This is a genomic window from Nocardioides sp. JQ2195 (assembly GCF_012272695.1).
Taxonomy (GTDB): domain Bacteria; phylum Actinomycetota; class Actinomycetes; order Propionibacteriales; family Nocardioidaceae; genus Nocardioides.
In genome coordinates, this window is sequence record NZ_CP050902.1 from 1,059,593 (window position 1) to 1,085,617 (window position 26,025).

The window sequence follows — 26,025 nt, forward strand, 5'->3', positions numbered from 1 at the left end:
TACGTGGGCTGGACCAAGGGAGCCGATACGCTTCCCCCCATGCCTGCCCGCCGCCACGAGAACCTCATCTTCACGATCGTGGTGTCCGTCGTTGCCGGGCTCGCCGCCGTGCCGATGGCCGTCGTGCTGGCGGTCTCGGGGGAAGGACCGTCACTGGTCCTGGCGGCCATCTTCGCGCTGGTCCCGGTGGGTCCGTTGCTGGCCTGCTACCTGTGGCTGGATCGCTACGAGCCCGAGCCGAAGACGTTGCTGGCGCTCGGCCTCGCCTGGGGCGCCTTCGTGTCGACGCTGCTGGCCCTGCTGGTGCAGGGCATCGGTGGCTTCGTGGCCGGCTGGTCCGACGAGGCCTCGATAACCGTCGTCGCCCCGGTCACCGAAGAGGGCACCAAGGGCCTGTTCCTCCTGCTCCTCCTGATCTGGCGCCGTCAGGAGTTCGACGGGGTGCTCGACGGGATCGTCTACGCCGGCGTCGTCGGGATCGGGTTCGCCTTCACCGAGAACATCCTCTATCTCAGCGCCGCCTACAACGGCACCGAGGGTGGCGCCCCCGGCGGGCTCCCGGGCCTGGGCGTCCTGTTCCTGATCCGGTGCATCGCGAGCCCGTTCGCGCACCCGTTGTTCACCGCCTTCATCGGCATCGGCCTCGGCCTGGCCGTCTCGAGCCGTTCGACCGTCGTACGCATCCTCGGCCCGGTGCTCGGCTACGCGTTGGCCGTGGGCATGCACGCCGCCTGGAACGGTTCCACCCTGCTCGCCGACGGAGCCGGTTTCATCGGCGTCTACGTGGTCGTGATGATCCCGATGTTCCTGCTGGTGGTCGGTCTGGCGGTCTGGATCCGTGGCCGGGAGCGTGGTGTGCTGGCCGCGGCCCTGCGCGACGCATCGGTTTGGGGCCTGATCCCCGACCAGGACATCCCCCACGTCGTCGACCTCGGCGCGCGGCGCCGCGCCCGCGCGTTCGCCAGGACCAACGGCGGCAAGCGTGGTCTCGACGCCATGCGTGACTATCAGCAGGCCGCGATCGAGCTGGGGTACCTTCACCACCGGGTCCTCCAGGGCACCGCGCCGCGCAACTCCGTTCGCCGTGGCCAGGACTTCGTCGAGCGGATGCACGCGGTCCGGCCGTGGATTTCCTTTCCGCCCCCGTTCCCCGCAGGAGGTCGTCACCGATGAGTGACTCCACGAAGATGCTCACAGCGCTGGTGCGCCTGCGGGGTGCCCTGCAGGAGACGACACTCCCGCTCGACGTCCCGGGTGTCGACGAGCAACGCGCAGCGCGCTCCGAGATGGTCGACCAGCTCGAGGACTACATGATCCCTCGGCTGATGACGATCGATGCACCCTTGCTCACCGTCGTCGGAGGATCGACCGGTGCCGGCAAGTCCACGTTGGTCAACTCCGTGGTGGGCAGGCGGGTCACCGAACCCGGAGTGCTCCGGCCCACGACGCGGTCGCCCGTCCTGGTGCACAACCCGGAGGACGCACACTGGTTCGGCCAGGACCGCATCCTGCCCGACCTCGAACGCACCCAGCGCGCGACCGGTGATCCCAGCGCGCTGCAACTGGTCGCGTCCGAGACGATCCCGGCAGGACTGGCCGTTCTCGACGCACCTGACATCGACTCGGTCGAGGAGCGCAATCGCACGCTGGCCGCGCAGCTGCTCGCCGCGGCAGACCTCTGGTTGTTCGTCACCTCGGCAGCACGTTACGCAGACCAGGTCCCGTGGGAGTTCCTCAAGCAGGCGGCCGAGCGCAGCACGGCGGTCGCCATCGTGCTCGACCGCACCGCCCCCGAGGCCGTCGACACCGTGTCGGCCCACCTCGCCCGGATGCTGGCGAGCCGCGGCCTCAAGGACTCGCCGCTGTTCGTGGTCACCGAGGGCACCGTCGACGACGACGGACTGCTTCCCGCAGCCGCGGTCAAGGACATCCGCGGTTGGCTCGAGTCCTTGGCCGCTGACGCCGACGCCCGGGCTGCCGTGGTCAAGCAGACCCTGGAAGGCGCGATCCGCTCCGTGTCCTCCCGTGCGTACGCCGTCGCGGACGCCAGCGAGGAGCAGGTCGCGGCGACGACCGCCCTTCGGGAGGACGTCGAACAGGCCTACGCACAGGCGCTCGAGGCGATCAACACGGCGACCGCCGACGGCACGCTGTTGCGCGGCGAGGTGCTGGCGCGCTGGCAGGAGTTCGTCGGGACCGGCGAGCTGCTCCGCTCCCTCGAGTCCAAGGTCGGGCGGGTGCGCGACCGGCTCGTCGCCGCGATCAAGGGCAAGCCGCAGCAGGCCGAACGCGTCACCGTGGCCGTCGAGTCCGGACTCGAGACGCTCCTGCTCGAGCACGCGGAGGCGGCTGCTGAGAAGGCGGTCGCGTCGTGGCGTTCCACCGCCCAGGGCAAGTCGCTGGCCACCGCCGGCCACACGGACCTGGGGCGCGCCTCGCGTGAGTTCCGCCGCGAGGCCGAGCGTGCGGTCCGCGAGTGGCAGCAGGGCGTGCTCGACATGGTCCGCACCGAGGGCGCCGACAAGCGCGGCACGGCCAGGTTCCTCGCCTTCGGTGTGAACGGGTTGTCCGTCGCCCTGATGGTGATCGTCTTCGCCCACACGGCCGGCGTGACGGGTGCGGAGGCCGGCATCGCCGGCGGGAGCGCGGTGATCGGCCAGAAGCTGCTCGAGGCGGTCTTCGGGGACCAGGCAGTCCGCTCCCTGGCCGAGCGTGCGCGCCGCGACCTCAACCGTCGCGTCGAGGGCCTGCTGGCAACCGAGCAGGCTCGCTTCACCCAGCTGGTCGACGGTCTCGGTGTCGACCTTGCCGCGCCGGAGAAGATCCGTCAGGCGGCGCGTCGTGTCACGGACGAACGATTCGCCACGCGTGAGCGTCACGGAGGCGACCACTCGGCGTGAGCGCGCCTGATTCCATCCCGTCAGACTCCGTTGCATAGAGTTGCACCACACCATCCGCACGCCTGACACGACTCCGAGGGAGAAGATGACGTCCCTGCTGGACGGAGCCAAGAAACTGGTCTCCCGAGGATCCGACCTGGGAGCCCGTGTCAGTGGGCTCGAGGCAGCTGTCTCGCATGCCCAGGGCCGTCTCGACGACGAGCTGGTCGATCGCGGGCAGGACATGGTGGACCGCGCGTCCAGCCGCTTGCGACTCTCCGCAGAGCACACCGTGATCGCGATCGCCGGTGCCACCGGGTCCGGCAAGTCGTCCACGTTCAACGCGCTGACCGGCCTGGAGCTCTCCGCCGTCGGCGTGCGCCGTCCCACGACGTCCTGGGCCACCGCGTGCGTCTGGGGCCACGAGGGTGCCCAGGAGCTGCTCGAGTGGCTCGGGATCCCGGCTCGCCACCAAGTCACCCGCGACTCGATGCTCGACACCGGACGCGAGGACAGGAGGCTCAACGGCACGGTCCTGCTCGACCTGCCCGACCACGACTCGACCGAGGTCTCCCATCACCTCGAGGTCGATCGGCTGGTCAAGCTGGCCGACGTGCTCGTCTGGGTGCTCGACCCCCAGAAGTACGCCGACGCAGCGATCCACGACCGCTACCTCAAGCCGCTGGTCGGCCACGAGGGCGTGATGATGGTGGTGCTCAACCACATCGACACGGTCGCTCCCGATCGACGTGAGGCGATGCTCTCCGACGTACGCCGGCTGCTCGCCGAGGACGGACTCGGTGAGGTGCCGGTCTTCGCGGTCAGTGCCCGCCAGGGCATCGGCCTGGATGCCCTCAAGGACGAGCTCGCCCGGCGGGTGGCCACCAAGAAGGCAACCAAGACCCGGCTCGAGGCCGACGTGAAGGCTGTTGCCGGCGAGATGGCCGACGCATCGGGCTCGACGAAGTCCTCGTCGCCGAGCAAGGAACGCGTCCGCGAGCTCGAGGACGCCTTCGCCGACGCCGCCGGCGTTCCCGTCGTGGTCGACGCGGTCGAGGCATCGACCCGCATGCGTGCCGGTCGGGCGACGGGATGGCCGGTCACGTCGTGGCTCTCGAAGCTGAAGCCCGACCCGTTGAAGAGACTCCACCTCGACCTCGGGAAGGAGGGTCGTGCGCTGAACAAGGCGGCACGCACCTCGATCCCGCAGGCCACCAAGGTGCAACGTGCCCGCGTGGACGCCGCCGTGCGTGGGGTCGCCGACGACGTCGGCGAGGGGCTCACGCCTCCGTGGCAGGAGGCGATCCGGCGCGCGTCGCTCTCGCGCAGCACCCAGATCGGCGACCAGCTCGACGTCGCCCTGGCCGGCACCGATCTCGGCGTGGCGAAGCTGCCGTGGTGGGCCAGCCTGGTGCGCGTCCTGCAGTGGTTGCTGATCATCACCGCACTCGTCGGAGGACTCTGGCTGGCACTGCTCGCCGGAGGCTCCTACCTGCGCCTTCCCGAGCCGACCACGCCGGACGTCGAAGGGTTCCCGCTGCCCACGCTGCTGCTGGCCGGGGGAGTGCTCCTCGGCGTCCTGCTGGCCCTGGTCTGCAAGGTGCTGGTCCGTCTCACGGCCAGGTCCCGGGCCCGTGCTGCTGACCGGCAGCTGCGCTCGGAGATCCGGGGGATCAGCCAGAACCTGGTGATCCAGCCGATCGAGGCCGAGCTGGACTCCTACGAGCGCGTGCGCGAAGGTCTCGCCACTGCCCTGAAGTGAGCCACATCGGCACGGGGGGCGTCCCACGAGCCGGTTTCCGCGCACCGTCCTCGGTCCTGGTGAGCTTGTCCACAGGTCTGCGGGAGGTCACCCGTGCGTGGTGGTGTTCTTCTCCAGTCTTGTCCCATCGACAACCGAACGAGAGACAAGGGACAAGGCAATGGTGAACGAGACGATGGTGACCTTCCAGGGCTGGATCGGCACGGACGTGACCGATCGCTACGTGGGCGAGGCGGTCGTCGCCAGCTTCCGCGTGGCGTCCACGCCGCGGAAGTACAACAAGCTGGCGAACGGCTGGGTCGACGGCGAGACCAACTGGTACACGGTCAACGCCTGGCGGTCCCTGGGCCGCAACTGCATGGAGGCGTTGAAGAAGGGTGATGCGGTGGTCGTCCACGGCAGGTTGAGCACCCAGGTCTACGAGGACGAGGAGAAGCGTCGCTTCCAGACGATGGTCGTGGAGGCGACCTCCGTCGGCCACGACCTCAACAAGGGCACCAGCTTCTTCACCAAGACCACCGTCGGTGCCGGTGGTGAGGCCGACGACGGGGCCCTGCGTGAGTTCAACGCCGAGCTCGGCATCGGTGGCCCACAGATCAGCAGTGACGGCCAGGCGTTGGGGGACTTCGTCACCGACGAGCCGAGCAAGGAACCGGCCGCCTGAGGCAGCCGACGTGGCGTGCACGCTGCAGAAGGGCCCCGTCCCTCTCGGGTTCAGGGCCCTTCTTGCGCACCCAGCCACCTGACGACGGGTCAAGTGGGTCCAACCGGCAGCCACCGGAATGGTCTCCGCCCGTCACGTCCGTGAGATCCGGTTGGTGGGAGGAGGGACCAGCCCCGTAGGCTCGCGCCCATGGCTGAGTATGTCTTCACACTGCGTAACGTCCGCAAGGCGCACGGCGACAAGGTCGTCCTCGAGAACGTCACCCTCTCGTTCTTGCCCGACGCCAAGATCGGCGTCGTCGGCCCCAACGGCACCGGCAAGTCCTCGCTGCTCAAGATCATGGCCGGGCTCGACAAGGCCAACAACGGTGACGCGATCCTGACCCCCGGCATGACCGTCGGCATGCTGCAGCAGGAGCCGCCGCTGTCCGAGGGCAAGACCGTCCTCGAGAACGTCGAGGAGGCAGTGGCCGAGACGAAGGCCAAGATGGCGCGCCTCGACGCGCTCTACATGGAGATGGGCAACCCCGATGCCGATCTCGACAAGGTCAACGAGGAGGCCGGCAACCTCCAGAGCGAGCTCGACGCCGCCAACGTGTGGGACCTCGACAGCCGTCTCGAGCAGGCCATGGACGCACTGCGCTGCCCCCCGCCGGACGCGATCGTCGACAATCTGTCGGGTGGCGAGCGTCGGCGGGTCGCGCTGTGCAAGCTCCTGCTGCAGCAGCCCAACCTGCTCCTCCTCGACGAGCCCACCAACCACCTCGACGCAGAGTCGGTGCAGTGGCTCGAGGGTCACCTCAAGGACTACCCGGGCGCAGTCCTGGCCGTCACCCACGACCGCTACTTCCTCGACAACGTCGCCACCTGGATCCTCGAGCTCGACCGTGGCCAGGCGCACCCCTACGAGGGCAACTACACGACGTACCTCGAGACCAAGAAGGACCGTCTCAAGATCGAGGGCCAGAAGGACGCCAAGCGCGCCAAGATGCTGGAGAAGGAGCTCGAGTGGGTCCGCTCCAACGCGAAGGCTCGGCAGACCAAGAGCCGCTCCCGTCTCGCGCGCTACGAGGAGATGGCCGCCGAGGCCGACCGGATGCGCAAGATCGACACCTCCGAGATCAACATTCCCGCGGGTCCGCGGCTCGGTGACATCGTGCTCGAGGCCACGAACCTCGAGAAGGGCTTCGAGGGTCGCACTCTCTTCGACGACATCTCGTTCTCCCTGCCACGCGCCGGCATCGTCGGTGTGATCGGTCCGAACGGTGTCGGCAAGACCACCCTGTTCCGGATGATCACCGGGACCGAGCAGCCGGATGCCGGCGAGCTCAAGGTGGGCCAGACCGTGAAGCTGTCGTACGTCGACCAGAGCCGCGGCGGCATCGACCCCGAGAAGAACGTCTGGGAGGTCGTCTCCGACGGACTCGACTTCATCAAGGTCGCCAACTTCGAGATGAACTCTCGTGCCTACGTCGCCTCGTTCGGCTTCAAGGGACCGGACCAGCAGAAGAAGGCCGGGGTTCTCTCCGGTGGTGAGCGCAACCGGCTCAACCTGGCGCTGACCCTGAAGATGGGCGGCAACGTGCTGCTGCTCGACGAGCCCACCAACGACCTCGACGTCGAGACCCTGTCGTCACTGGAGGACGCAATCCTCGACTTCCCGGGCTGTGCCGTGGTCACCTCCCACGACCGGTGGTTCCTCGACCGGGTGGCCACCCACATCCTGGCCTGGGAGGGCGACGACGAGAACCCCGCCAAGTGGTTCTGGTTCGAGGGCAACTTCGCAGCCTACGAGGAGAACAAGGTCGAGCGCCTGGGCGTCGAGGCGGCCCGGCCGCACCGGGTCACCCACCGGCGCCTCACCCGCGACTGACCCGACGGGACCGCTCGACGCCGAGCGCAGGGCCCAAGGCGACCCGGATCGTGCTCGTGCGCGATCCGGGTCGTGTCGGTTCCGGCTCAGGAACCGGAGGTGCGCAGGTCGGCCTCGGGGTGGGCCTGGGCCAGCTGGTCGACCACCGCGTCGAAGACCCGGCCCATGGCGGCGAAGTCATCGGTGGAGACGAGGTCCACCAAGTGGTTTCGCACGCCCTCGACGTGCGTCGGGGCAGCTCGCACGAGCAGGTCGTGGCCGGCCGGAGTGAGGTGCGCGAAGATGCCGCGGCCGTCATCGTGGGCGTCGCTGCGCTTGACCCATCCGGCCAGCTCCATCCGCTTGATGGTGTGGGTGATCCGGCTGCGACTGAAGCGCATGGCGTCTGCGAGCGCCGACATGCGCAGCGCGTGGTCGTCGCGCTCGGAGAGCCGCACCAGCACTTCGTACTCGTTGAGCCCGATCCCGAACTCGTCACGCAGCTCGTCGTCGAGCCGATCCGTGAGAAGGGTCGTGGCGACCATGTAGGCGCGCCAAGCGCGTTGTTGTTCCGGCTCCAGCCAACGAGTATTCGCGGCGGCAGCTTCCGAGGTGCTGTCCGTCATGGAGCGCAGTCTAGTGCTGGCGAGCGGTGCGTGCTCAGTCAACGCCGAGGTTGGCTCGGAGCCGGACGACAGCGGCCCCCGGGATGGAACCCGGGGGCCGCTGCGCGAGCTGGACGGGAATCAGACGCGTTCGAGGATGAGCGCCATGCCCTGGCCGCCACCGACGCACATGGTGATCAGGCCGGTGGACTTGTCGTGCCAGTCGAGCGAGTTGACCATCGTGTTCTGCAGGCGCGCGCCGGTCATGCCGAACGGGTGGCCCACGGCGATCGCTCCGCCGTTGACGTTGAGTCGGTCGATGTCGATGCCGAGGTCCTGGTAGGACGGCACGACCTGGGCGGCGAACGCCTCGTTGATCTCGACGAGGTCGATGTCGCCGATGCTCATGTTGGCGTTGGCGAGCGCGCGCTTGGTCGCCTCGACCGGGCCCAGGCCCATGATCTCGGGGGAGAGCCCGGAGACACCGGTGGAGACGATCCGCGCCAGCGGCGTCAGGCCGAGCTCGGCGGCCTTGGTGTCGGACATGATCACCACGGCGGCCGCGCCGTCGTTGAGCGCGCAGCAGTTGCCGGCGGTGACCAGGCCGTCCGGTCGGAAGACCGGCTGCAGCTGGGAGATCGCGTCGTAGGTGACTCCCGCGCGCGGGCCGTCGTCTGCGGAGACGACGGTGCCGTCCGGGGTGGTCACCGGGGTGATCTCGCGGGCCCAGAACCCGTCAGCGATGGCCTTCTCGGCCAAGTTCTGCGAGCGGACGCCGAACTCGTCGAGCTCCTGGCGCGACAGGCCGCGCAGCCGAGCGACGTTCTCCGCCGTCTGGCCCATCGCGATGTAGGCGTCGGGAAGCACGCCGTCCTCACGGGGGTCGTGCCAGTCGGGCGTGGTGGTGCCGTCACCCTTGGCATTCACCTCCGTGCGAGCCACCGCGTCGTCGAAGACCGAGTTGCGTGTGTTGGGGATGTGGTCGGAGGTGCCGTTCTTGAAGCGGGAGACGGTCTCGACCCCGGCGGAGATGAACACGTCGCCCTCGCCGGCCTTGATCGCGTGGAAGGCCATCCGGGTGGTCTGCACCGACGACGCGCAGTAGCGCGTGATCGTGGCGCCGGGGACCTGGTCCATGTCGTTGAGGACGTTGACGATGCGTCCCATGTTGTTGCCCATCTCGCCACCCGGCAGGCCGCAACCGAGGTAGAGGTCGTCGACGGTGTTGCGGTCGAGGGCCGGGATCTTGTCCAGCGCGGCCTTGACGATCAGTGCGGACAGGTCGTCGGGGCGGAAGTCCTTGAGGGACCCTTTGTTCGCGCGACCGATGGGGGAGCGGGCAACAGAAACGATGACTGCCTCGGGCATGGTTCTCCGATCTGGGGGAATGGGGTCAGGCTTGTTGCAGCCTAGTGCGTTGACGCTGCCAAGTTCGGCTCGTCCCCGAGGAGTGGGAGCATCAGGTGGGAGAGGCAGTTCGTGACGTGGGCAGCCTGCTCGCCCTCGGGCTTGAGCAACGCGCTCATGAGCACGCCGTCCAGCGCGGCGACCAGCGCCTCGGCACGCTCGGTCCCGTGATCGCGTCCTGCGTCGGCCATGATCCGGTCGACCTGGACGACGAGGTCGCGCCGCCAGTCGCCGAAGAGGTCGGCAAGCGCTGCGTTGCGCGAGGCCTCCATGGTGAGCTCGAGCTTGGCGACCAGGAGCGACGGCGTCGCGAGCCACCCGAGGAACAGGCTCCGGGTCGCCTCGACCGCGAACGCGACGCCTTCGGTGTTGGCCGAGAGCTGCTCGGAGAGGCCGCACACGTCATCGGCCAACCGGGCGGCGACGAAGCCGGCCAGCGCGTTCTGCAGTGCCAGACGGGTGCGCAGGTAGCTGGAGCACGATCCCTCCGGGAGGCCGGCCCGACGGTCGACGGCCCGGTGGGTCAGGCCGCGCATGCCGTGCTCGGCCACCACGTCGATGGCCGCCTCCAGGAGCTGGCGGCGGCGCGGGCTGAGCTCGGTTCCGGGCATGGTCGCTCTCAAGTGAGATCGGTCGGATGGGTGGGCCGGGGGATGAGTCGGGCGGGGGCTGTGAGGGAGGACACTACCGCTCACCTTGCCTGCAATCCACTACAGATGTAGTTTCATTTGCGTAGAGATACTACATTTGTAGAAAGGATCTCGCCATGACCTTCGAACTCCTTCCCCACGCAGCGTGGTTCGCCGCCGGTTTCATCGGCCTTGCCGCGATGGCCGGCATCCTCGCGATCAGCATGCTGGTCTCCTTCTTCGTGTCCAACCACGAGGTCCGGGTGGCCCGCAACCAGTCGATCCCGACCTACTACCGGCGGCTCGCCCTCAGCCACTGATCCACTGGCCGGTCCGGCCCTCGACTCTGGGACACTTGCGCCGTGCGCCACGTCTATGAATGTCCCGTCCGGTGGGCCGACCTCGACCTGCTCGGTCACGTCAACAACGTGACCTATGTCGACTACCTGCAGGAAGCCAGGATCGACATGCTGCTCACCCACGCCCCGGACAGTCGGGCCACCGACTTGGCCGAAGGCGTGGTGGTCGTCCGGCACGACGTGAAGTACCTCCGTCCGCTGACCTTCCGCAGCCAGCCGGTGATGATCGACTGCTGGGTCAGTGAGATCAGGGCAGCCACCTTCACGATGGCCTACGAGGTCTACGACGAGACCCCCGAGGGTCGAGTGGTCTACCTCCGCGCGACGAGCGTGCTCACGCCGTTCGTCTTCGCCGAGGAGCGACCCCGTCGGATCTCCGCCGCGGAGAAGGAGACACTGGGCCGCTTCCTCGAGGCGAGCCCGCTTCCGTCCGGCCCGGAGGCCTCACCGGCGCGCCACAACGAGGTGGGGCACTACCCGCTCCGGGTCCGCTTCTCCGACGTGGACATCTACGGCCACGTCAACAATGTGAAGTACTTCGAGTTCTTCCAGGAGGCGCGCGTTGCCTACATGCGGCGCATCTGGGAGGAGAACAGTGAAGAGACAGACGACGTCTCCGTGGTGCTGGCCCAGATGGATGTCGACTATCGCGTCCCGATCCTCTTCCGGCCCGAGGAGTACGACGTCCACTCCTGGGTGTCACACGTGGGCGGCTCGTCGTTCGTCATCGAGTCCGAGATCCGCGATCCGTCGACCGGCGACGCCGCAGCCGGTGGCACCCTGCTGAGCCGGGCCCGCGTGGTGATGGTCACCTTCGACGCGGCGACCCAGCGCGCAGCGCCGGCTCCCGAGGCCTACCGGCAGAGCCTCCGACGCGAGCTCAACCGGGGGAGTTGACCATGAACTGGGCTGCGTGGGTCACGTAGTCCCAGAACTTGGCGTCCTGCTCCGGCGGCAGCTCCACCGAGTCCAGGCCGGCGCGGAAGTGCACCAGCCACCGCTCGGCGGCCGCCGGGGTCACGTCGTACGGCGCGTGCCGCATCCGCAGCCGTGGGTGCCCACGGTTGTCGGAGTACGTCGTGGGGCCACCCCAGTACTGCACGAGGAACAACGTGAATCGCTCGGCCGCCGGTCCGAGGTCCTCCTCGGGATACATCGGGCGCAGCAGCGGGTCGGTGGCGACGCCCTCGTAGAACCGGTCGACGATGCGGCGGATCGTCTCGAACCCACCGATCTCGTCGTAGTACGTCGAAGCCTCACTGACCATGCGGCCATTGTGGCGGCCTCGATCAACCGGCGATCAACCGGGCACGTCCCCGTGGTCGGCGGGGAGCGTGCTCGGTCCGGGAGCGTCCTGCCAACCTGATGCCTTCACCACCCATTCCGGGTAGGGCACCTCGATGCCCTCGTAGTCGAAACGTGCCTTGATCCGCTGACGGAGCTCGCGACCGATGCCCCACTGCTCGAGGGGCGCCGTCTTCAGGGCCACCCGCACGTGCACGCCCTCGGGCCCGATGTCCTGGACACCCCAGACCTCGGGCGGCTCGATGATGAGCCCCTTGAACTCGTCGTCCTCCCACAGGTCGTGGGCGACCTCGCCCAGGACCTGGCGGACCCGGGCGAGGTCCTCGTGGTAGGCAACCGCGACATCGAGCACGGTGCGCGCCCAGTTCTGGCTCATGTTGCCGACCCGCAGGATCTCGCCGTTGCGCACGTACCAGACGGTGCCGTTGACATCGCGCAGGCGCGTGACGCGCAGCCCGACTGCCTCGACGGCGCCCGAGGCCTCGCCGACGTCGACCTGGTCGCCGACGCCGTACTGGTCCTCGAAGATCATGAAGATGCCCGAGAGGAAGTCGCGGACCAGGGCCTGGGCACCGAAACCCAGGGCGACACCAAGGATCCCGGCACTGGCCAGCAGGGGGCCGATGTCGTAGCCGAGCTGGCCGATCGACATCATCGCCACGATCGTGAAGACGATGCCGGTGGTGATGCTCTTGAGGAGCGAGCCCATCGTGCGGACGCGTTGGACGCGGCGACTGTGACTCTTGCTGTCGCCCCGGCGCAGGGCGGAGCCGAGCGTGGCGTTGCCGCCCAACGGGATCCGGCCCATGCGGACCGGACCCTCCTCGGCATGGCGCACCGTGCGGTCGATGGTGCGGTGGATCAGCCAGCGGACCATCAGCCCGATGAGGATGAGGACCAGGATCGCGGTGGGCCGGCCGAGAACCCACTCGGCGACGTCCGCCGCGGTCTGGTTGTGGGTGAGCTTCCAGGTGAGTCGACAGGAGATCGCTTGGTCGGGGTCGCACTGGGGGGAATAACGATCGAGCGCAGACATGTGAGGGAGGCTACGGGCACCGACGACCCGCACCAAGTGCAGAGCCGATAACATGGCGAATGTGATGATCTCCACGAACACACGCGCGGTGCGACGCGCGGCACGAATGGCAACGACCTCCGCCATGCTGAGCATTGCTCTCTCCGGGGTGGTGCTCGCCTCGCCGGCCCACGCCAACGTTCCCGAGGGCTGGAGCAACCCCGCTGACGTCGACCCCGTGCACGCGATCCTGCTGCTGGTCGGTGGCCCCCTGGCGCTGTTCATCCTGATCGCCCTGCTGGTCTACCTCCCGGCCATGGCGCGCCGCGACAGGGACTCGGCCGGCTCCGGCCGCGACGCCGAGTGGTTCGGTGGACCGCGCAAGAGCAACGACGAGCTCGCCGCACCCGACACCGAGGAGTCGCAGGCGGGTGGCGCAAGTGGCAAGTGGTGACTTCTTCAACAACGCCGAGCGGCTCGCCATCGACACCACGATCCGCAAGTCGGAGCAGCTGTGCCGCTTCGAGTTCTCGGTCTACGTCGGCGACACGGACGGAGCCGCGCGTCCGTTCGCGACGCGGCTGCACAACACGCTCGTCGCCCCGACCAAGAGCATCCTGATCCTGGTCGACCCGACCTCACGGGTGCTCGAGATCGTCACCGGGGCCGCCGTGCGCCGCAAGGTCAGCGACACCGAGATCGAGCACGTCGTGACCGCGATGCAGGCACTCTTCGCCGAGGGTCACCTCGCCGACGGTCTGCGCCAGGGCATCAGCCAGATCGCCGAGCACGCGCACGCCTCTGTCTGACCCCGCGACCCCCACTGGTCCCACCTTTCCCCGGCACCCGGGGACATGAGAACTGCCCGGCCGACATCTCGGCCGGGCAGTTCCCGTTTCGGCCGGGGGGCGGGGCCAGCTCGCCCCGCCCCCGGCGTGCGACGGTCAGCCGGCGTCGCAGGCCTGCGCAGCCAAGGCCCGGACGATCTCGTCACGGGCCTCGTTGACGTAGCGCACCGCGCCCTTCGGGGCCGTGGTGCCGGCCAGCCAGGCATCGAGGCGCTCGACCACGGCCGGGGAGGCCAGCGGCTTGGGGAAGCCGTACTCGAGCACGACGGAGCCCTTGTGGAACCCGAGCACGTCGATGCCGGTCTCCGCAGCCTCGAGGTACTTGTCGAGGTAGCCCTCGAGCACGTCCTCCTGGCCGAAGCGGAAGATCGAGAAGACCATCTCGCGGGAGGTCTCGTTGGGCGTGGCCGGATCCATGATCGCGGCCCACCCAGCGGCCTTCGCGTCGGCGTCGGGGCGCGCCACCCGTGCTGCGGCGGCACTCTCCTGGCCGGAGATGGTCTTGTCGCGCTCGAGCTCGGCGGCGATCTCGGACTCGCCGAAGCGACCGGACGCGGCCAACGCCGTGACCAGGCCCCACCGCAGGTCCTGGTCGACGGCCAGGCCATCGACCACGAACGACCCGTCGAGCAGGCCGGCGACCTCGTCCAGGCCCGCGCTGCTCCTGGCGGCGCTGGCCCAGCTGCGTGCGAAGGTGAGCTGGTGGTCGCTGCCCGGCTCCGCAGCCAGGAACAGCTCGCGCAGCCCGGACTCCCAGCGCTCCTTGAGCGCGTCACGCCCGGCCGGGTCGGAGTAGAAGTTCACCGCCAGGGCCGTGGAGGCCGGGAGCTTGGTCACTGCCCAGGCATCGGTCTCGTTGCCGATGTTGGCCAGCACCAGGTCGAGCCAGGCGCTCGTCGACATCTCACCGTCACGGGTCATGTCCCAGGCCGAGCCCCAGACCAGCGCGCGAGCCAAGGAGTCGTCGAAGTCGGAGAGGCCAGAGATCGCCGTCGAGAGGGACGACTCGTCGAGACGAATCTTCGCGTAGGCGTGGTCCTCGTCGTTGAGCAGGAGCAGGGCGGGCTGGGCGATTCCGACCAGCTCCTTGACGTCGGTGGCCGCGCCGTCGACATCGACCTCGAAGTAGTCGCTGCGCACCAGGCGCGGGCCGTCGCCGGTGTCGACCGGGTTGTAGAGGCCGATGCCGAGACGGTGACGACGCAGGGTGGGCCAGTCGGGGTGGGCGCTCTGCTGCACGCTGAACGAGGTGTACCTGCCGTCGCTGTCGACCTCGAACGACGGTGCCAGCGTGTTCACACCAGCGGTCTGCAGCCACTCCTGGGCCCAGCTCTGGAGCTCACGCCCCGAGGCCTTCTCGAGTGAGGCCAGCAGGTCCTTGAACTCGGGGTTCCCGAAGGCGAAGTCCTTGAAGTACTGGCGCAGTCCGGCCAGGAAGGGCTCGAGCCCGACCCAGGCGACCAGCTGCTTGAGCACCGACGCGCCCTTGGCGTAGGTGATCATGTCGAAGTTGACCTCGACCGCGTGCAGGTCGACGTTGTCGGCCGCGATGGGGTGCGTCGACGGCAGCTGGTCGGCGCGGTACCCGGTCTGCTTGCGGGCGTTCGCGAAACCGGTCCACGCGTCGGTGAACTCGGTGGCCTCCGCCTCGCACCAGTAGCAGGCCCACTCGGCGAAGGACTCGTTGAGCCACAGGTCGTCCCACCACTTCATGGTGACCAGGTCACCGAACCACATGTGCGCCATCTCGTGGGTGATCACCGAGGTGCGGAACTCGTAGAACGAGCGGGGCTGACGGGAGCGCGGGAGGTACTCGTCACGCAGCGTCACGCAGCCGGCGTTCTCCATCGCCCCCATGTTGTACTCCGGCACGTAGAGCTGGTCGTACTTCCCGAAGGGGTAGGGGTAGTCGAACTGCTCCTCGAAGAACTCGAAGCTCTGCTTGGTGGTGCGGACCAGGTCCGCGGTGTCCATGTGCTCCTTGAGCGACTGGCGGCAGTAGTGGCCGAGGGGGATCTCGCCGTACTTGCCGACGTAGGTGTCGAACTCGGCGTGGTACTCACCGGCCACGATCGCGGTGATGTAGGTGGACATCTTCTTGGTCTCGGGGAAGTTCCACACCGAGACACCGTCGCGCAGCTGCACCGGCTCGGGAGTGGCGGCGTTGGAGACCACGACCCACTCGGACGGGGCGGTGACGTTGAAGGTGAACACCGACTTCAGGTCGGGCTGCTCGAACGTGGTGTAGACCCGACGTGCGTCGGGGACCTCGAACTGGCTGTAGGTGTAGACGCGGTCGTCGACCGGGTCGACGAAGCGGTGCAGGCCTTCCCCGGTGTTGGAGTAGGTGCAGTCGGCGACCACCACCAAGGTGTTCTCCGCCTCGAGGTTGCCGAGCGCGATGCGCGAGTCGGCGTACGTCGTTGCGGGGTCGAGGCTTCGCCCGTTGAGGGTGATCTCGTGGACGGTCGCACCGACCAGGTCGGCGAACGTCTCGGCGCCGGGCTCGCGGCAGCTGAACCTGATGGTGGTGGTCGACCCGAAGGTGGTCGCGGGACGGTCACTGCTGGGGGCGAGGTCGAGGTCGACGGTGTAGGACTCGACGGCGAGGATCTTGGCGCGGGTCTGCGCCTCCTCGCGGGTGAGGTTTGTTCCAGGCATGGTTTGCATCATGTCACCCACGTCACAGCGCGATCCAATTGTTACCTGACGGGCCTCCCGGAGGGGCCTCCCGGACCGGCCTCTGGACGGGCCTCCGGACGGGCCTCCGGACCGGGCTGCCGAACGGGGCAGCGGCGGGCCGGGGAACAGATGGTGGCCCGCGGTGGTTGTCTGTTGTCATGACGAGAGCTGACTTCTGGTTCGACCCACTCTGCCCGTTCGCCTGGCTGACCTCGCGATGGATCCTCGAGGTGGAGAAGGTCCGCGACATCGAGGTGTCGTGGCACGTGATGAGCCTGGCCTACCTCAACCAGGACAAGGACATCCCGGACGACTACCGCGAGATGCTCAGGCCGGCCTGGGGGCCGGTGCGCGTGTGCATCGCGGCGGAGCAGGCGCACGGCAACGAGGTGCTCCTGCCGCTCTACACGGCGATGGGCAACCAGATCCACCTCGAGAAGAAGCCCCTCGACCGGGAGATGGTCGTCACCGCCCTCGAGGTCGCCGGGCTTCCGCTCGACCTGGCCGACGCCATGGAGTCGACCGAGTTCGACGAGCTGCTGAAGCAGTCCCACCACGAAGGAATGGACCAGGTCGGCGAGGACGTCGGCACTCCTGTGATCTCGATCGAGGGGACCGCGTTCTTCGGCCCGGTGATCACCAAGACGCCTCGTGGGGAAGAGGCGGGCAAGCTCTGGGATGCCACGGTCGGCCTCGCGGCGTACCCGCACTTCTTCGAGCTGAAGCGCACCCGGACCGGCGAGCTCGACTTCACCTGACCGGGCGCCAGGATCGGGCCGGCCAGGTCCGCTTCTCGACCTCCGGGGTCGAATTTGTGACAGATGTGACGCATGATGAAGGGGTTATGTCTTTCACTCGGGGCTCGTGTGCCCACCTCTCAGTCCTGGTCGGCACCACGCTGGCCGTCGCCCTGACCGTGCTTCCCGGGGGAGTCGCCACAGCCGCGAGCCCGCCGTCCGCCACCAGCGCCGAACCCGACATCATGCTCGAGCTCCAGGCGGACGGACTGGTCTCCAAGGCGACCGTGCCGCTGGCCGACGCCGCCCCGGCCGCCGCCCGCAGCTCGTCGCAGGGCACGCTGTCGCCCCGGCTGAGCACCAGCACCTTCTCCCAGGTCGCGCTGACCTGGCGGGGCAAGGATCCCGGCGCGTCCGTCCGAGTACGCCGCAACGGTCACTGGTCGACGTGGAAGGACCTCGAACCCCTGGGTGACGGCCCCGAACGAGGGTCGGCCGAGGGACGCCGGGCGGTCGACCGACGAGCGAGCGACCTCGTGTGGGTCGGATCGGCCGATGGCGTCCAGGTGAGGTCGAGCAACGCGCGTGCCGACGACGTGGACCTCGTGCTGATCGACCCGGGGGAGACCTCCTCGGACCGCGCCAGGACGACCTCGACCACCGAGTCGAACAAGGCGGAGAGGACGGCGGCAGCCCGTGTGGCCGCAGCCGAGGACGAACCCGTCACGGCCCGTCTCGCCACGAGCACGCGTCACGCCCCGCGGCCCAACCTGAACGCGCGCCGCACGTGGAACCCGGACCCGAGGAAGCTGAACGGCACGCCGGTCTACATGAAGCGGCTCAAGCAGGTGCACATCCACCACACCGCGAGCGGCAACGGCTACTCGCGCTCGGACGTCCCACGGATGATCCGCGGCATGTACAACTACCACACCGACTCGCTGGGCTGGTTCGACATCGGCTACAACTTCCTCGTCGACCGGTTCGCCCGGATCTGGGTCGGTCGCTCCGGGGGAGCGCACCGGCTGGTGCGGGGCGCCCACACCCTCGGCTTCAACCACAAGAGCGTCGGCATCGCGATGATCGGCAACTTCGAGTCGGCCGACCCGCGGCGTGAGGCCCGCACCGCGATCGTCAAGCTCGCGGCGTGGAAGTTCGGCAAGAACGGCAAGAGGCTGGCCACCGGCAGGGTCCGGATCACCTCGAAGGGCAGCGATCGCTTCCCGGCCGGCACCACGGTGAAGCTGCCGCGGATCGACGGGCACCGCGACACGAACCAGACCGCGTGCCCGGGGCAGAAGCTCTACGACAAGCTGCCCACCATCCGGCGGCGCACGCAGAAGCGGATGGACAAGTACGCCGTTCCGCAGTAGTCGCTCGGGGTCTCCGGCGAGCAGCGCGGAACAGGGGCCAGGTGGCCGTGCGTCGTCGATTCCCGTCCAGTGACGAAACCGATGCGCGCCCGCGGTCGGCGTACTCCTAGGATTCACCCATGAGCAAAGTTCTGTCCGCCGTCGCCTGGCCGTACGCAAACGGCCCGCGCCACATCGGCCACGTGGCCGGTTTCGGTGTGCCCTCCGACGTGTTCAGCCGCTACATGCGGATGGCCGGTCACGACGTGCTCATGGTCTCAGGCACCGACGAGCACGGAACGCCGATCCTGATCGCAGCCGACGAGGCCGGGGTCAGCCCGCAGGAGCTCGCGGACAGGAACCACCGGATGATCGCCGAGGACCTGGCCGCCCTCGGCATCTCCTACGACCTCTACACGCGGACCACGACGCGCAACCACCACGCCGTGGTGCAGGAGATGTTCCGCGGGGTGCACGACAACGGCTACTTCGTCGAGCAGACGACGTACGGCGCGATCTCGCCGTCGACGGGCCGCACCCTGCCCGACCGCTACATCGAGGGCACCTGTCCCATCTGTGGCGCCGAGGGTGCGCGTGGCGACCAGTGCGACAACTGCGGCAACCAGCTCGACCCGCACGAGCTGAAGGACCCGAGGTCGAAGATCAACGGCGAGACCCCCGAGTTCATCGAGACCCAGCACTTCTTCCTCGACCTGCCGGCGCTGGCCGAGGCACTGACCGGTTGGCTCGACGAGCGCGAGGCCTCGGGCACCTGGCGCCCCAACGTGATCCGGTTCAGCCAGAACATCCTCAAGGAGATCAAGCCGCGAGCGATGACGCGCGACATCGACTGGGGCATCGCGGTTCCGCTGGAGGGGTGGCAGGACAACCCGACCAAGAAGCTCTACGTCTGGTTCGACGCGGTGATCGGCTATCTCTCGGCGAGCATCGAGTGGGCCCGCCGCTCGGGTGACCCGGAGGCGTGGCGCACCTGGTGGAACGACCCGGAGGCGCTGTCCTACTACTTCATGGGCAAGGACAACATCACCTTCCACAGCCAGATCTGGCCGGCCGAGCTGTTGGCCTACTCGGGCAAGGGCAGCAAGGGAGGCGAGCTGCACACCTACGGCGACCTCAACCTGCCCACCGAGGTGGTCTCCAGCGAGTTCCTCACGATGGAGGGCAAGAAGTTCTCCTCGTCCAAGCGGGTCGTGATCTACGTCCGTGACCTGCTCGCGCGCTACCAGCCCGACGCGTTCCGCTACTTCGTGGCCTCCGCCGGCCCCGAGAACCAGGACTCCGACTTCACCTGGTCGGAGTTCGTCCGTCGCAACAACGACGAGCTCGTCGCCGGCTGGGGCAACCTCGTCAACCGCACCGCCACCCTGATCGCGAAGAACTTCGGCGAGATCCCCGCTGCCGGTGACCTGACCGAGGCCGATGCCACGATCCTGGCCGAGGTGGAGAAGTCCTTCGCCACGGTCGGTGACCTGATCGGCGCGCACCGCCAGAAGCAGGCGATCGGAGAGGCGATGCGCACCGTCGCCGAGGTGAACAAGTACGTCACCGACGCGGAGCCGTGGAAGATCAAGGACGACCCCCAGCGCCTCGGCACCGTCCTGCACGTGGTCGCGCAGTGCGTCGCCGACCTGAACCTGGTCCTCTCGCCGTTCCTGCCGTTCTCGGCCAACGCCGTCGACCTCGTCTTCGGTGGTTCCGGTGATGTGCAGCCGCAGCCCCGCATCGACGAGGCCGACGACCTCGACGGGGGAGCCGGCTACCCGATCATCACCGGCGACTACTCCGGGGTCCGGCAGTGGAAGCGGGTGCCGATCGCCGTCGGCACGCCAGTGGCGAAGCCCACGCCGGTCTTCATCAAGCTCGACACTGCCGTCATCGACGAGGAGCTGGCGCGGCTCGAGAGCTGAGCGGCTCGCTGGCCGGTCATTTCGGCAGGACGTTCAGACCGTCCTCAGGCGTGGCGCGCTCAGCGACTCGCGACGTATGACGAACTTCCTGCCGAAATGAACGCAGCGCAGTGATTCCGGGTTTGGGACCTGGCGGAGCTGGACAGGCTCCCTGCATGACAGCCGAGATGTACGTGCCCCAGTTCTTCGTCAAGCAGAAGATCACCATGATGGTCAACCGCTACGAGGTCATCGCAGCCAACCCCGACGGCACGGAGGGCCAGCTGATGGCCCTGGCCGAGCAGAAGCGCCTGGCCTTCAAGGAGCAGGTGACGTTCTTCAGCGATGCCTCGAAGACGCGTCCCGTCTTCGGCTTCAAGGCCCGCAAGAAGCTGGACCTCAACGCCGGCTACGACGTGACCGATGAGCAGGGCCGACCGATCGGGTTCTTCCGCAAGGACTTCAAGGCCAGCCTCTTCAACTCCACCTTCCACATCGAGGGACCCGGGTTCGCCGGGACCGGCAGTGAGCGCAGCCAGCTGGTCGCGATCCTGCGTCGCTTCTCCGACATCCCCTTCCTGCGGTTCCACTTCGACTTCAACGACGCCAACGGCAAGCCGTTGATGTCGAGCGAGCGCAAGGGGTCACTGCGCGACAAGTACACCGTCACCGTCCACGACGACCGCGTCGACTTCCGCGTCGCGGCGGCCATGGCGGTCGGCCTCGACGCGCTGATGGCCCGGTAGCCTCGACGCGTGCTCTACCCCCAGGCCAGGCGTGCGGTCGAGTCGTACGCCGCACAGCTCCCGGTCACCGATCCGTCGTACGACATCGCCGCCGCTCGTGCCGAGGCCCGGGCAACGGCCGCCCTGCTGCCCCGCGAGGACGTGCACGAGGTGCGTGACGTCGACGCCGGGGGAGTGCCGTGCCGGTTCTACCGACCGCGTGGGGCGGCGCCGGCGCTGATCATCCACCTGCACGGCGGCGGGTTCGTGTTCAACGACGTCGACGTGCACGACGCCGCCGTACGCCGTCTGGCGAACCGCAGCGGCATGGCCGTGCTCAGTGTGGACTACCGGCGACCGCCGGAGCACAGGTTCCCCGCGGCTCCCGATGACGTCGACACCGTGCTGCGCTGGCTCGAGGACAACTCGCCGCTCGCCGGCCAGAGCTCGGTGACCTACCGCGAGGAAGCGCGCGGCGATCGGTTCCCGGTGTCCGAAGGCCTCCCGCTGTTCGTGCACGGCGACAGTGCGGGGGCGAACCTCGCGCTGGTGGCGGCGCTGCGCCATCCGGGACGGTTCGCCGGGGTGGCGCTGATCTACCCGTTCCTCGACCCGACGGCCGGCTTCGACTCCTACGGGACGGCGGCCGAGGGCTTCGACCGGGCCGAGGCCCAGTGGTACTGGGAGCAGTACGCCGCCACCGAGGCCGACCTGACGAACCCGGACCTGGCGCCCCTCCTGGCCACCAACCTCGACACCCTGCCGCCGACACTGGTCGTCACCGCCGAGCACGACCCCCTGCGGGACGAAGGCGAGCACCTGGCCCACCTGTTGGCCGAGGCCGGGGTGCGGGTGGTCGCCTCGCGGCAGCTGGGCATGCTGCACGGCTTCTGGCGCCACCCCGACGCGTTCGACGCGGCGGAGCCGTTGACGCGTCAGGTCGCCGGGTTCCTGCGCATGCTGGTCTGACTAGAATCTGCACCATGCGCGTACACCTCGGCTCCGACCATGCCGGCCTCGAACTCAAGGACCACCTGCTCAACTGGCTGGTCGAGCACGACCACGAGGTCGTCGACCACGGACCCTTCGTCCACGACGCCCTCGACGACTACCCGGTGTTCTGCCTGCGCGCCGCAGAAGGTGTCGCCGCCGAGCAGGCCGAGGGCCAGGGCAGCCTCGGCGTCGTGATCGGTGGCTCCGGCAACGGCGAGCAGATCGCGGCGAACAAGGTGAAGGGCGTCCGCTCTGCACTGGTCTGGTCGGAGGAGACCGCCGTGCTCGCACGCGAGCACAACGACGCCAACGTCATCTCCGTCGGTGGCCGGATGCACTCGCTCGAGGAGATGACCCGCTTCGTCAAGGTCTTCCTGGCGACGCCGTTCTCGGGCGAGGAGCGCCACTCCCGCCGGATCGCCCAGCTGGCGACCTACGAGACCACCGGCGAGCTGCCGCCGCTGCCCGAGTCCGCCCTGCGCGGACCTGCGGATGCCTGAGGGACACACCCTTCGTCGGCTGGCCAACGAGCTCGGCGACGCCTTCGCGGGGCGGACGGTGCGGGTGCAGAGCCCCACCGGGCGCTTCGCGGCCGACGCCGCCCACCTGGACGGCAGCCTCCTGGTCGGCGCGGACTCTGCCGGCAAGCACCTCTTCGTGGAGTTCGCGGGCGAGCGCTTCATCCACATCCACCTCGGCCTGATCGGCAAGCTCGACGTGACCACCGGCGCGCACGAGCTGCCGGCGCCGCTCGGCCAGGTGCGCCTGCGCCTGTTCACCGGCGGCGAGCACCCGGCGTACGCCGACCTGCGCGGCGCGACGCGCTGCGACCTGGTCGGCGCCGGTCGCCGGGACGAGGTCGTCGCCGAGCTCGGCCCCGATCCGTTGCGCGCGGACGGCGATCCTGACCGGGCGTGGCGACGCATCTCCGGCAGCCAGCGGCCGATCGGCGACCTGCTGATGGACCAGTCCGTGATCGCCGGAGTGGGCAACGTCTACCGCGCCGAGGTGCTCTTCCGCCACCGAATGCACCCGTTGCGCCCGGGACGGACCCTGCGCCGAGGGCAGTTCCGGGCCATCTGGGACGACCTGGTCCAGCTGATGGAGTACGGCGTGCGCACCGGACGCATCGACACCGTGCGCCCCGAGCACACGCCGGAACAAATGGGTCGCGAACCTCGCAAAGACGACCACGGCGGCGAGGTGTACGTCTACCGTCGTACCCAGCAGCCATGCCATGTGTGCGGGACCAGCATCAGGACCGAACCTCTCGTCGGGAGGAACTCGTTCTGGTGTCCCCGCTGCCAACCACGATTTCGGTCGCGGGCGGCTCTACAGTGAGGCAACTTCCAGTGCACTCTCCAGACAGGGGGACCCGGTGACCACCTCACGCCCGCTCTCCCCGCGCCGGAGAGTCCGGCGTACGTGGGCACGATGGCGTCGCGCCGGCCTGTCCACCGAGAACCTCGTGCTGGCGAGCCTGGTCGGGCTGACCCTGGTCTGTGCCGCCCTCTACGCGGCCGCCCCCCAGATGTGGCCGCTGACGTTGGTCGTCCTGCCGATGTTCCTCGGGGGAATCTTCCTGGGACCCCGGCACCTCCCGTGGTTCCTGGTATTCGTCCTGGGCGTGCTCTCCTTCGCGGTGACCCAGCAGGAGGACCTGCAACCGCGCATCGTGATCGGTGTGGTGGTGCTGTTCCTGCTCGGGTTCATCACGCTGCTCTCCTCCTTCCGCCGCTCGCGCCTGGGCGTCGCCGGCGCCCAGGGCGAGTCCATGCTGGTCGACCTCCGGGACCGCATCCTCAGTCAGGGCAAGCTGCCGAAGCTGCCGGCCAACTGGTACGCCGAGTCAGCCCTGCGCTCGGCGGGCGGCTCGCCGTTCGCCGGTGACTTCGTCGTCGCCTCCCGGCGGCCGGGGGAGGACCGGCTGGACTTCGTGGTGGTCGATGTCTCCGGCAAGGGCGAGGACGCCGGGACCCGTGCCCTGCTGCTGTCCGGGGCCTTCGGTGGCCTGCTGGGTGCGCTCAGCCCGGCGGAGTTCCTCCCGGCGGCCAACGACTACCTCCTCCGGCAGAACTGGGAGGAGGGCTTCGCCACGGCAGTGCACCTCAACGTCGACCTGTCCACCGGCGACTTCACGGTGCGCACGGCCGGGCACCCGCCGGCGGTGCAGCTCCTGGCCGGATCCGGCAAGTGGATCGTGCATCAGTCCGAGGGGCCGGTGCTCGGGCTCATCGAGGGTGCGGAGTTCTTCGAGGTCCACGGGCGGATGCGTCCCGGGGACGCCGTCCTGCTCTACACCGACGGACTCGTCGAGACGCCCACGCGAGACATCAGCATGGGCATCGACAAGCTCCAGGGCCAGGGCGAGCGCCTCCTGCGCATGGGCTTCGACAATGCGGCCCGTCGCCTGATCGAGTCACTCGGCTCACACCAGGACGACCGCGCGCTGCTGCTCCTGCACCGCCGCTGGGGGCCGGCGCACCGACCGCGTCCGGGGTTCTGACTGGATCGGACAGCCCATCGAGGCGTGGGCTGATTGGGTGCGCTCTGGCGCGATGTGGCACCATGACACCGCACAAAAAGTGCACGCGGATGTAGCTCAATGGTAGAGCCTCAGTCTTCCAAACTGATTACGCGGGTTCGATTCCCGTCATCCGCTCCAAGTGCCCGAAAGATTCGTCCTGAGGGCAGCTTGGCGGGGCGTAGCGTAGTGGCTAGCGCGCCTGCTTTGGGAGCAGGAGACCGCAGGTTCGAGTCCTGTCGCCCCGACAGTCCGAACACCTGCACCATGCTCCGTCCGTCCCAACGCATCATCCCCTGACCTGAGGAGAAAACCTGTGAAGAGCGCCGTCGAGACCTTGAGCCCCACCCGGGCCAAGCTGACCGTCGAGGTGCCCTTCGAGGAGCTCAAGCCGAGCCTCGACGCGGCGTACAAGAACATCGCCCAGCAGATCAACGTGCCGGGGTTCCGTCGCGGCAAGGTCCCGCCGGCCGTGATCGACCGCCAGGTCGGCCGCGGAGCGGTCCTCGACCAGGCGATCAACGAAGTGCTGCCGCAGAAGTACATGCAGGCGCTCCAGGAGAACGAGCTGGAGCCGTTGGCCCAGCCGGAGATCGAGGTGACCAAGCTCGAGGACAACGACACGCTCGAGTTCACCGCCGAGGTCGACATCAAGCCCGACTTCGAGGTTCCGGCCTACGACGGTGTCGAGGCGGAGGTCGACGACATCGAGGTCACCGATGCTGACGTCGAGGAGCAGGTGCAGGCGCTGCGCGAGCGCTTCGGCACCCTCAAGACCGTCGAGCGCGCGGCCGCTGACGGCGACTTCGTCACGCTCGACCTCAAGGCCAGCCAGGACGGCCAGGTGCTCGAGGGCGCCGAGGTGGCCGGCATGAGCTACCAGGTCGGTCGGGGCGGCATGCTCGACGGCCTCGACGAGGCTCTGGTCGGCATGGCCGCCGGCGACACCAAGACCTTCGACTCCGAGCTGGTCGGTGGCGACCTGGTCGGCCAGGCCGTCGAGGTCGAGGTCAGCGTCGGTCAGGTCCAGGAGCAGGAGCTCCCCGAGGTCGACGACGAGTTCGCCCAGCTGGCCTCCGAGTTCGACACCGTCGACGAGTTCAACGGCGACGTCCGCGAGCGGCTGACCCGTGGCAAGCGTCTCGAGCAGGCCGCCGAGGCCCGCGACGCGGTGCTGGAGAAGCTGCTCGAGCAGGTCTCGATCCCGCTTCCCGACACCTTGGTCACCGAGGAGCTGAACGCGCGCCGCCAGAGCGTCGAGCAGCAGCTCATGCAGATCGGTCAGACCATGGAGAAGTACCTCGAGGACGAGAACCAGACCGTCGAGGAGTTCGAGTCAGACCTCGATCGCCGGGTCCGCGACGCGATCACCGCGCAGTTCATCCTCGACGACATCGCGAAGAAGGAGGAACTCGGCGTCGACCAGCAGGAGCTCTCCGAGCACCTGGTCCGTCGTGCGCAGCAGTCCGGCCAGGACCCGCAGGAATTCGCGAACCACATGTTCGAGCACAACCACATCCCCGACCTCGTGCAGGAGATCCTGCGCGGCAAGGCGCTGGCCACGATCGTCGAGTCGGCGACCGTCAAGGACAAGTCCGGCGACGTCGTCGACCTGAAGAACCTGCGTCCCGACGGCACCATCGGTGAGCCCGAGCCCGAGGCCCCCGTCGAGGCCGAGGCTGCTCCGGCCGAGGACGCCGCCGACGAGGCCTGAGCCCGATCTGGCCGAATCGATCAGGTCGAACCGATCTGGCCGACTCGATCTGGCCCGAAGCACGCAC

Annotated in this window: 24 protein-coding genes and 2 tRNA genes; 20 read left to right on the top strand and 6 right to left on the bottom strand. The window is 68.5% G+C overall.

Annotated elements, in window-relative coordinates:
• The first annotated feature begins 39 nt into the window (after nt 1-39).
• The 5 genes from ncot_RS05075 to ettA all read left to right on the top strand — a co-directional run bounded on the left by ncot_RS05075 (nt 40) and on the right by ettA (nt 7,177).
• The gene (locus ncot_RS05075; RefSeq protein ID WP_168616630.1) at nt 40-1,173 is read left to right on the top strand and encodes a PrsW family intramembrane metalloprotease; all 1,134 of its coding nucleotides are present in this window, start codon (nt 40-42) and stop codon (nt 1,171-1,173) included.
• Nucleotides 1,170-2,900, top strand: a complete 1,731-nt coding sequence (locus ncot_RS05080) for a dynamin family protein (RefSeq protein WP_240938076.1) — start codon at nt 1,170-1,172, stop codon at nt 2,898-2,900. Before ncot_RS05075 ends, ncot_RS05080 begins: the two co-directional genes overlap by 4 nt.
• Nucleotides 2,901-2,985: 85 nt before the next feature.
• A complete protein-coding gene (locus ncot_RS05085) occupies nt 2,986-4,641 on the top strand; it encodes a GTPase (RefSeq protein ID WP_168616631.1) in 1,656 nt (551 codons plus the stop codon).
• A gap of 160 nt (nt 4,642-4,801) precedes the next feature.
• The gene (gene ssb / locus ncot_RS05090; protein ID WP_168616632.1) at nt 4,802-5,305 is read left to right on the top strand and encodes a single-stranded DNA-binding protein; all 504 of its coding nucleotides are present in this window, start codon (nt 4,802-4,804) and stop codon (nt 5,303-5,305) included.
• Between the two features lie 189 nt (nt 5,306-5,494).
• On the top strand, nt 5,495-7,177 hold the full coding sequence (gene ettA / locus ncot_RS05095; RefSeq protein ID WP_168616633.1) for an energy-dependent translational throttle protein EttA: 1,683 nt from the start codon (nt 5,495-5,497) through the stop codon (nt 7,175-7,177).
• A gap of 86 nt (nt 7,178-7,263) precedes the next feature.
• Here ettA and ncot_RS05100 read toward each other — a convergent pair whose 3' ends face one another.
• The 3 genes from ncot_RS05100 to ncot_RS05110 form a co-directional block, all read right to left on the bottom strand.
• Nucleotides 7,264-7,782 (bottom strand): MarR family transcriptional regulator, encoded by a 519-nt coding sequence (locus tag ncot_RS05100; protein ID WP_168616634.1) that lies wholly within the window; start codon nt 7,780-7,782, stop codon nt 7,264-7,266.
• 120 nt (nt 7,783-7,902) lie between these two features.
• The gene (locus ncot_RS05105) at nt 7,903-9,129 is read right to left on the bottom strand and encodes an acetyl-CoA C-acetyltransferase (RefSeq protein WP_168616635.1); all 1,227 of its coding nucleotides are present in this window, start codon (nt 9,127-9,129) and stop codon (nt 7,903-7,905) included.
• A gap of 41 nt (nt 9,130-9,170) precedes the next feature.
• Nucleotides 9,171-9,779 carry a TetR/AcrR family transcriptional regulator gene (locus tag ncot_RS05110; RefSeq protein ID WP_168616636.1) on the bottom strand — a complete coding sequence of 203 codons (609 nt, stop codon included), beginning with the start codon at nt 9,777-9,779 and terminating at the stop codon, nt 9,171-9,173.
• 155 nt (nt 9,780-9,934) lie between these two features.
• Between ncot_RS05110 and ncot_RS05115 the strand changes: the two genes are divergently transcribed.
• Nucleotides 9,935-10,117 carry a hypothetical protein gene (locus ncot_RS05115; RefSeq protein ID WP_168616637.1) on the top strand — a complete coding sequence of 61 codons (183 nt, stop codon included), beginning with the start codon at nt 9,935-9,937 and terminating at the stop codon, nt 10,115-10,117.
• A gap of 42 nt (nt 10,118-10,159) precedes the next feature.
• Nucleotides 10,160-11,053, top strand: a complete 894-nt coding sequence (locus ncot_RS05120; protein WP_168616638.1) for a thioesterase family protein — start codon at nt 10,160-10,162, stop codon at nt 11,051-11,053.
• Here the strand turns inward: ncot_RS05120 and ncot_RS05125 are convergent.
• Nucleotides 11,037-11,423 (bottom strand): globin, encoded by a 387-nt coding sequence (locus ncot_RS05125; protein ID WP_168616639.1) that lies wholly within the window; start codon nt 11,421-11,423, stop codon nt 11,037-11,039. The two genes, ncot_RS05120 and ncot_RS05125, sit on opposite strands and share 17 nt — an antisense overlap.
• Nucleotides 11,424-11,456: 33 nt before the next feature.
• Nucleotides 11,457-12,497 (bottom strand): mechanosensitive ion channel family protein, encoded by a 1,041-nt coding sequence (locus tag ncot_RS05130; protein WP_168616640.1) that lies wholly within the window; start codon nt 12,495-12,497, stop codon nt 11,457-11,459.
• Between the two features lie 124 nt (nt 12,498-12,621).
• On the opposite strand from ncot_RS05130, the gene ncot_RS05135 reads away from it, so the two are divergent.
• Both ncot_RS05135 and ncot_RS05140 read left to right on the top strand, forming a co-directional pair.
• Complete coding sequence (locus ncot_RS05135; RefSeq protein ID WP_168616641.1) at nt 12,622-12,930, top strand: hypothetical protein; 309 nt, start codon at nt 12,622-12,624, stop codon at nt 12,928-12,930.
• Nucleotides 12,908-13,285 carry a DUF5130 family protein gene (locus tag ncot_RS05140; RefSeq protein ID WP_168616642.1) on the top strand — a complete coding sequence of 126 codons (378 nt, stop codon included), beginning with the start codon at nt 12,908-12,910 and terminating at the stop codon, nt 13,283-13,285. The genes ncot_RS05135 and ncot_RS05140 overlap by 23 nt, the downstream gene beginning before the upstream one ends.
• A gap of 135 nt (nt 13,286-13,420) precedes the next feature.
• Here the strand turns inward: ncot_RS05140 and pepN are convergent, their stop codons facing one another.
• A complete protein-coding gene (gene pepN, locus ncot_RS05145; RefSeq protein ID WP_168616643.1) occupies nt 13,421-15,985 on the bottom strand; it encodes an aminopeptidase N in 2,565 nt (854 codons plus the stop codon).
• A 179-nt stretch (nt 15,986-16,164) separates the two neighbouring features.
• Here pepN and ncot_RS05150 point away from each other — a divergent pair, with 179 nt between their 5' ends.
• The 11 genes from ncot_RS05150 to tig all read left to right on the top strand — a co-directional run bounded on the left by ncot_RS05150 (nt 16,165) and on the right by tig (nt 25,958).
• Nucleotides 16,165-16,764, top strand: a complete 600-nt coding sequence (locus tag ncot_RS05150) for a disulfide bond formation protein DsbA (protein WP_168616644.1) — start codon at nt 16,165-16,167, stop codon at nt 16,762-16,764.
• A gap of 86 nt (nt 16,765-16,850) precedes the next feature.
• Complete coding sequence (locus ncot_RS05155) at nt 16,851-18,116, top strand: N-acetylmuramoyl-L-alanine amidase (RefSeq protein ID WP_168616645.1); 1,266 nt, start codon at nt 16,851-16,853, stop codon at nt 18,114-18,116.
• Between the two features lie 119 nt (nt 18,117-18,235).
• The gene (metG, locus tag ncot_RS05160) at nt 18,236-20,023 is read left to right on the top strand and encodes a methionine--tRNA ligase (protein ID WP_168616646.1); all 1,788 of its coding nucleotides are present in this window, start codon (nt 18,236-18,238) and stop codon (nt 20,021-20,023) included.
• 155 nt (nt 20,024-20,178) lie between these two features.
• Entirely contained in the window at nt 20,179-20,748 is a 570-nt protein-coding gene (locus ncot_RS05165; protein ID WP_168616647.1) for a hypothetical protein, read from the top strand.
• 9 nt (nt 20,749-20,757) lie between these two features.
• The gene (locus ncot_RS05170; RefSeq protein ID WP_168616648.1) at nt 20,758-21,696 is read left to right on the top strand and encodes an alpha/beta hydrolase; all 939 of its coding nucleotides are present in this window, start codon (nt 20,758-20,760) and stop codon (nt 21,694-21,696) included.
• Between the two features lie 14 nt (nt 21,697-21,710).
• A complete protein-coding gene (locus ncot_RS05175) occupies nt 21,711-22,220 on the top strand; it encodes a ribose-5-phosphate isomerase (protein WP_168616649.1) in 510 nt (169 codons plus the stop codon).
• Nucleotides 22,213-23,061: an Fpg/Nei family DNA glycosylase gene (locus ncot_RS05180; protein ID WP_168616650.1), complete on the top strand. Its 849-nt coding sequence runs from the start codon at nt 22,213-22,215 to the stop codon at nt 23,059-23,061. Before ncot_RS05175 ends, ncot_RS05180 begins: the two co-directional genes overlap by 8 nt.
• A gap of 37 nt (nt 23,062-23,098) precedes the next feature.
• The gene (locus ncot_RS05185) at nt 23,099-24,226 is read left to right on the top strand and encodes a PP2C family protein-serine/threonine phosphatase (protein ID WP_240938077.1); all 1,128 of its coding nucleotides are present in this window, start codon (nt 23,099-23,101) and stop codon (nt 24,224-24,226) included.
• Between the two features lie 85 nt (nt 24,227-24,311).
• Nucleotides 24,312-24,385, top strand: a tRNA-Gly gene (locus tag ncot_RS05190).
• Between the two features lie 34 nt (nt 24,386-24,419).
• A tRNA-Pro gene (locus tag ncot_RS05195) sits at nt 24,420-24,492 on the top strand.
• Nucleotides 24,493-24,560: 68 nt separating this feature from the next.
• Nucleotides 24,561-25,958, top strand: coding sequence for a trigger factor (tig, locus tag ncot_RS05200; protein WP_168616652.1), 1,398 nt, complete (start codon nt 24,561-24,563; stop codon nt 25,956-25,958).
• The last annotated feature ends 67 nt before the right edge of the window (nt 25,959-26,025 follow it).

Coding starts and splice junctions, on each gene's coding strand:
- ncot_RS05075 (WP_168616630.1), top strand. CDS start 40: ATGCCTGCCCGCCGCCACGAGAACCTCATCTTCACGATCGTGGTGTCC.
- ncot_RS05080 (WP_240938076.1), top strand. CDS start 1,170: ATGAGTGACTCCACGAAGATGCTCACAGCGCTGGTGCGCCTGCGGGGT.
- ncot_RS05085 (WP_168616631.1), top strand. CDS start 2,986: ATGACGTCCCTGCTGGACGGAGCCAAGAAACTGGTCTCCCGAGGATCC.
- ssb (WP_168616632.1), top strand. CDS start 4,802: ATGGTGAACGAGACGATGGTGACCTTCCAGGGCTGGATCGGCACGGAC.
- ettA (WP_168616633.1), top strand. CDS start 5,495: ATGGCTGAGTATGTCTTCACACTGCGTAACGTCCGCAAGGCGCACGGC.
- ncot_RS05100 (WP_168616634.1), bottom strand. CDS start 7,782: ATGACGGACAGCACCTCGGAAGCTGCCGCCGCGAATACTCGTTGGCTG.
- ncot_RS05105 (WP_168616635.1), bottom strand. CDS start 9,129: ATGCCCGAGGCAGTCATCGTTTCTGTTGCCCGCTCCCCCATCGGTCGC.
- ncot_RS05110 (WP_168616636.1), bottom strand. CDS start 9,779: ATGCCCGGAACCGAGCTCAGCCCGCGCCGCCGCCAGCTCCTGGAGGCG.
- ncot_RS05115 (WP_168616637.1), top strand. CDS start 9,935: ATGACCTTCGAACTCCTTCCCCACGCAGCGTGGTTCGCCGCCGGTTTC.
- ncot_RS05125 (WP_168616639.1), bottom strand. CDS start 11,423: ATGGTCAGTGAGGCTTCGACGTACTACGACGAGATCGGTGGGTTCGAG.
- ncot_RS05130 (WP_168616640.1), bottom strand. CDS start 12,497: ATGTCTGCGCTCGATCGTTATTCCCCCCAGTGCGACCCCGACCAAGCG.
- ncot_RS05135 (WP_168616641.1), top strand. CDS start 12,622: ATGCTGAGCATTGCTCTCTCCGGGGTGGTGCTCGCCTCGCCGGCCCAC.
- pepN (WP_168616643.1), bottom strand. CDS start 15,985: ATGCCTGGAACAAACCTCACCCGCGAGGAGGCGCAGACCCGCGCCAAG.
- ncot_RS05150 (WP_168616644.1), top strand. CDS start 16,165: ATGACGAGAGCTGACTTCTGGTTCGACCCACTCTGCCCGTTCGCCTGG.
- ncot_RS05155 (WP_168616645.1), top strand. CDS start 16,851: ATGTCTTTCACTCGGGGCTCGTGTGCCCACCTCTCAGTCCTGGTCGGC.
- metG (WP_168616646.1), top strand. CDS start 18,236: ATGAGCAAAGTTCTGTCCGCCGTCGCCTGGCCGTACGCAAACGGCCCG.
- ncot_RS05165 (WP_168616647.1), top strand. CDS start 20,179: ATGACAGCCGAGATGTACGTGCCCCAGTTCTTCGTCAAGCAGAAGATC.
- ncot_RS05175 (WP_168616649.1), top strand. CDS start 21,711: ATGCGCGTACACCTCGGCTCCGACCATGCCGGCCTCGAACTCAAGGAC.
- ncot_RS05180 (WP_168616650.1), top strand. CDS start 22,213: ATGCCTGAGGGACACACCCTTCGTCGGCTGGCCAACGAGCTCGGCGAC.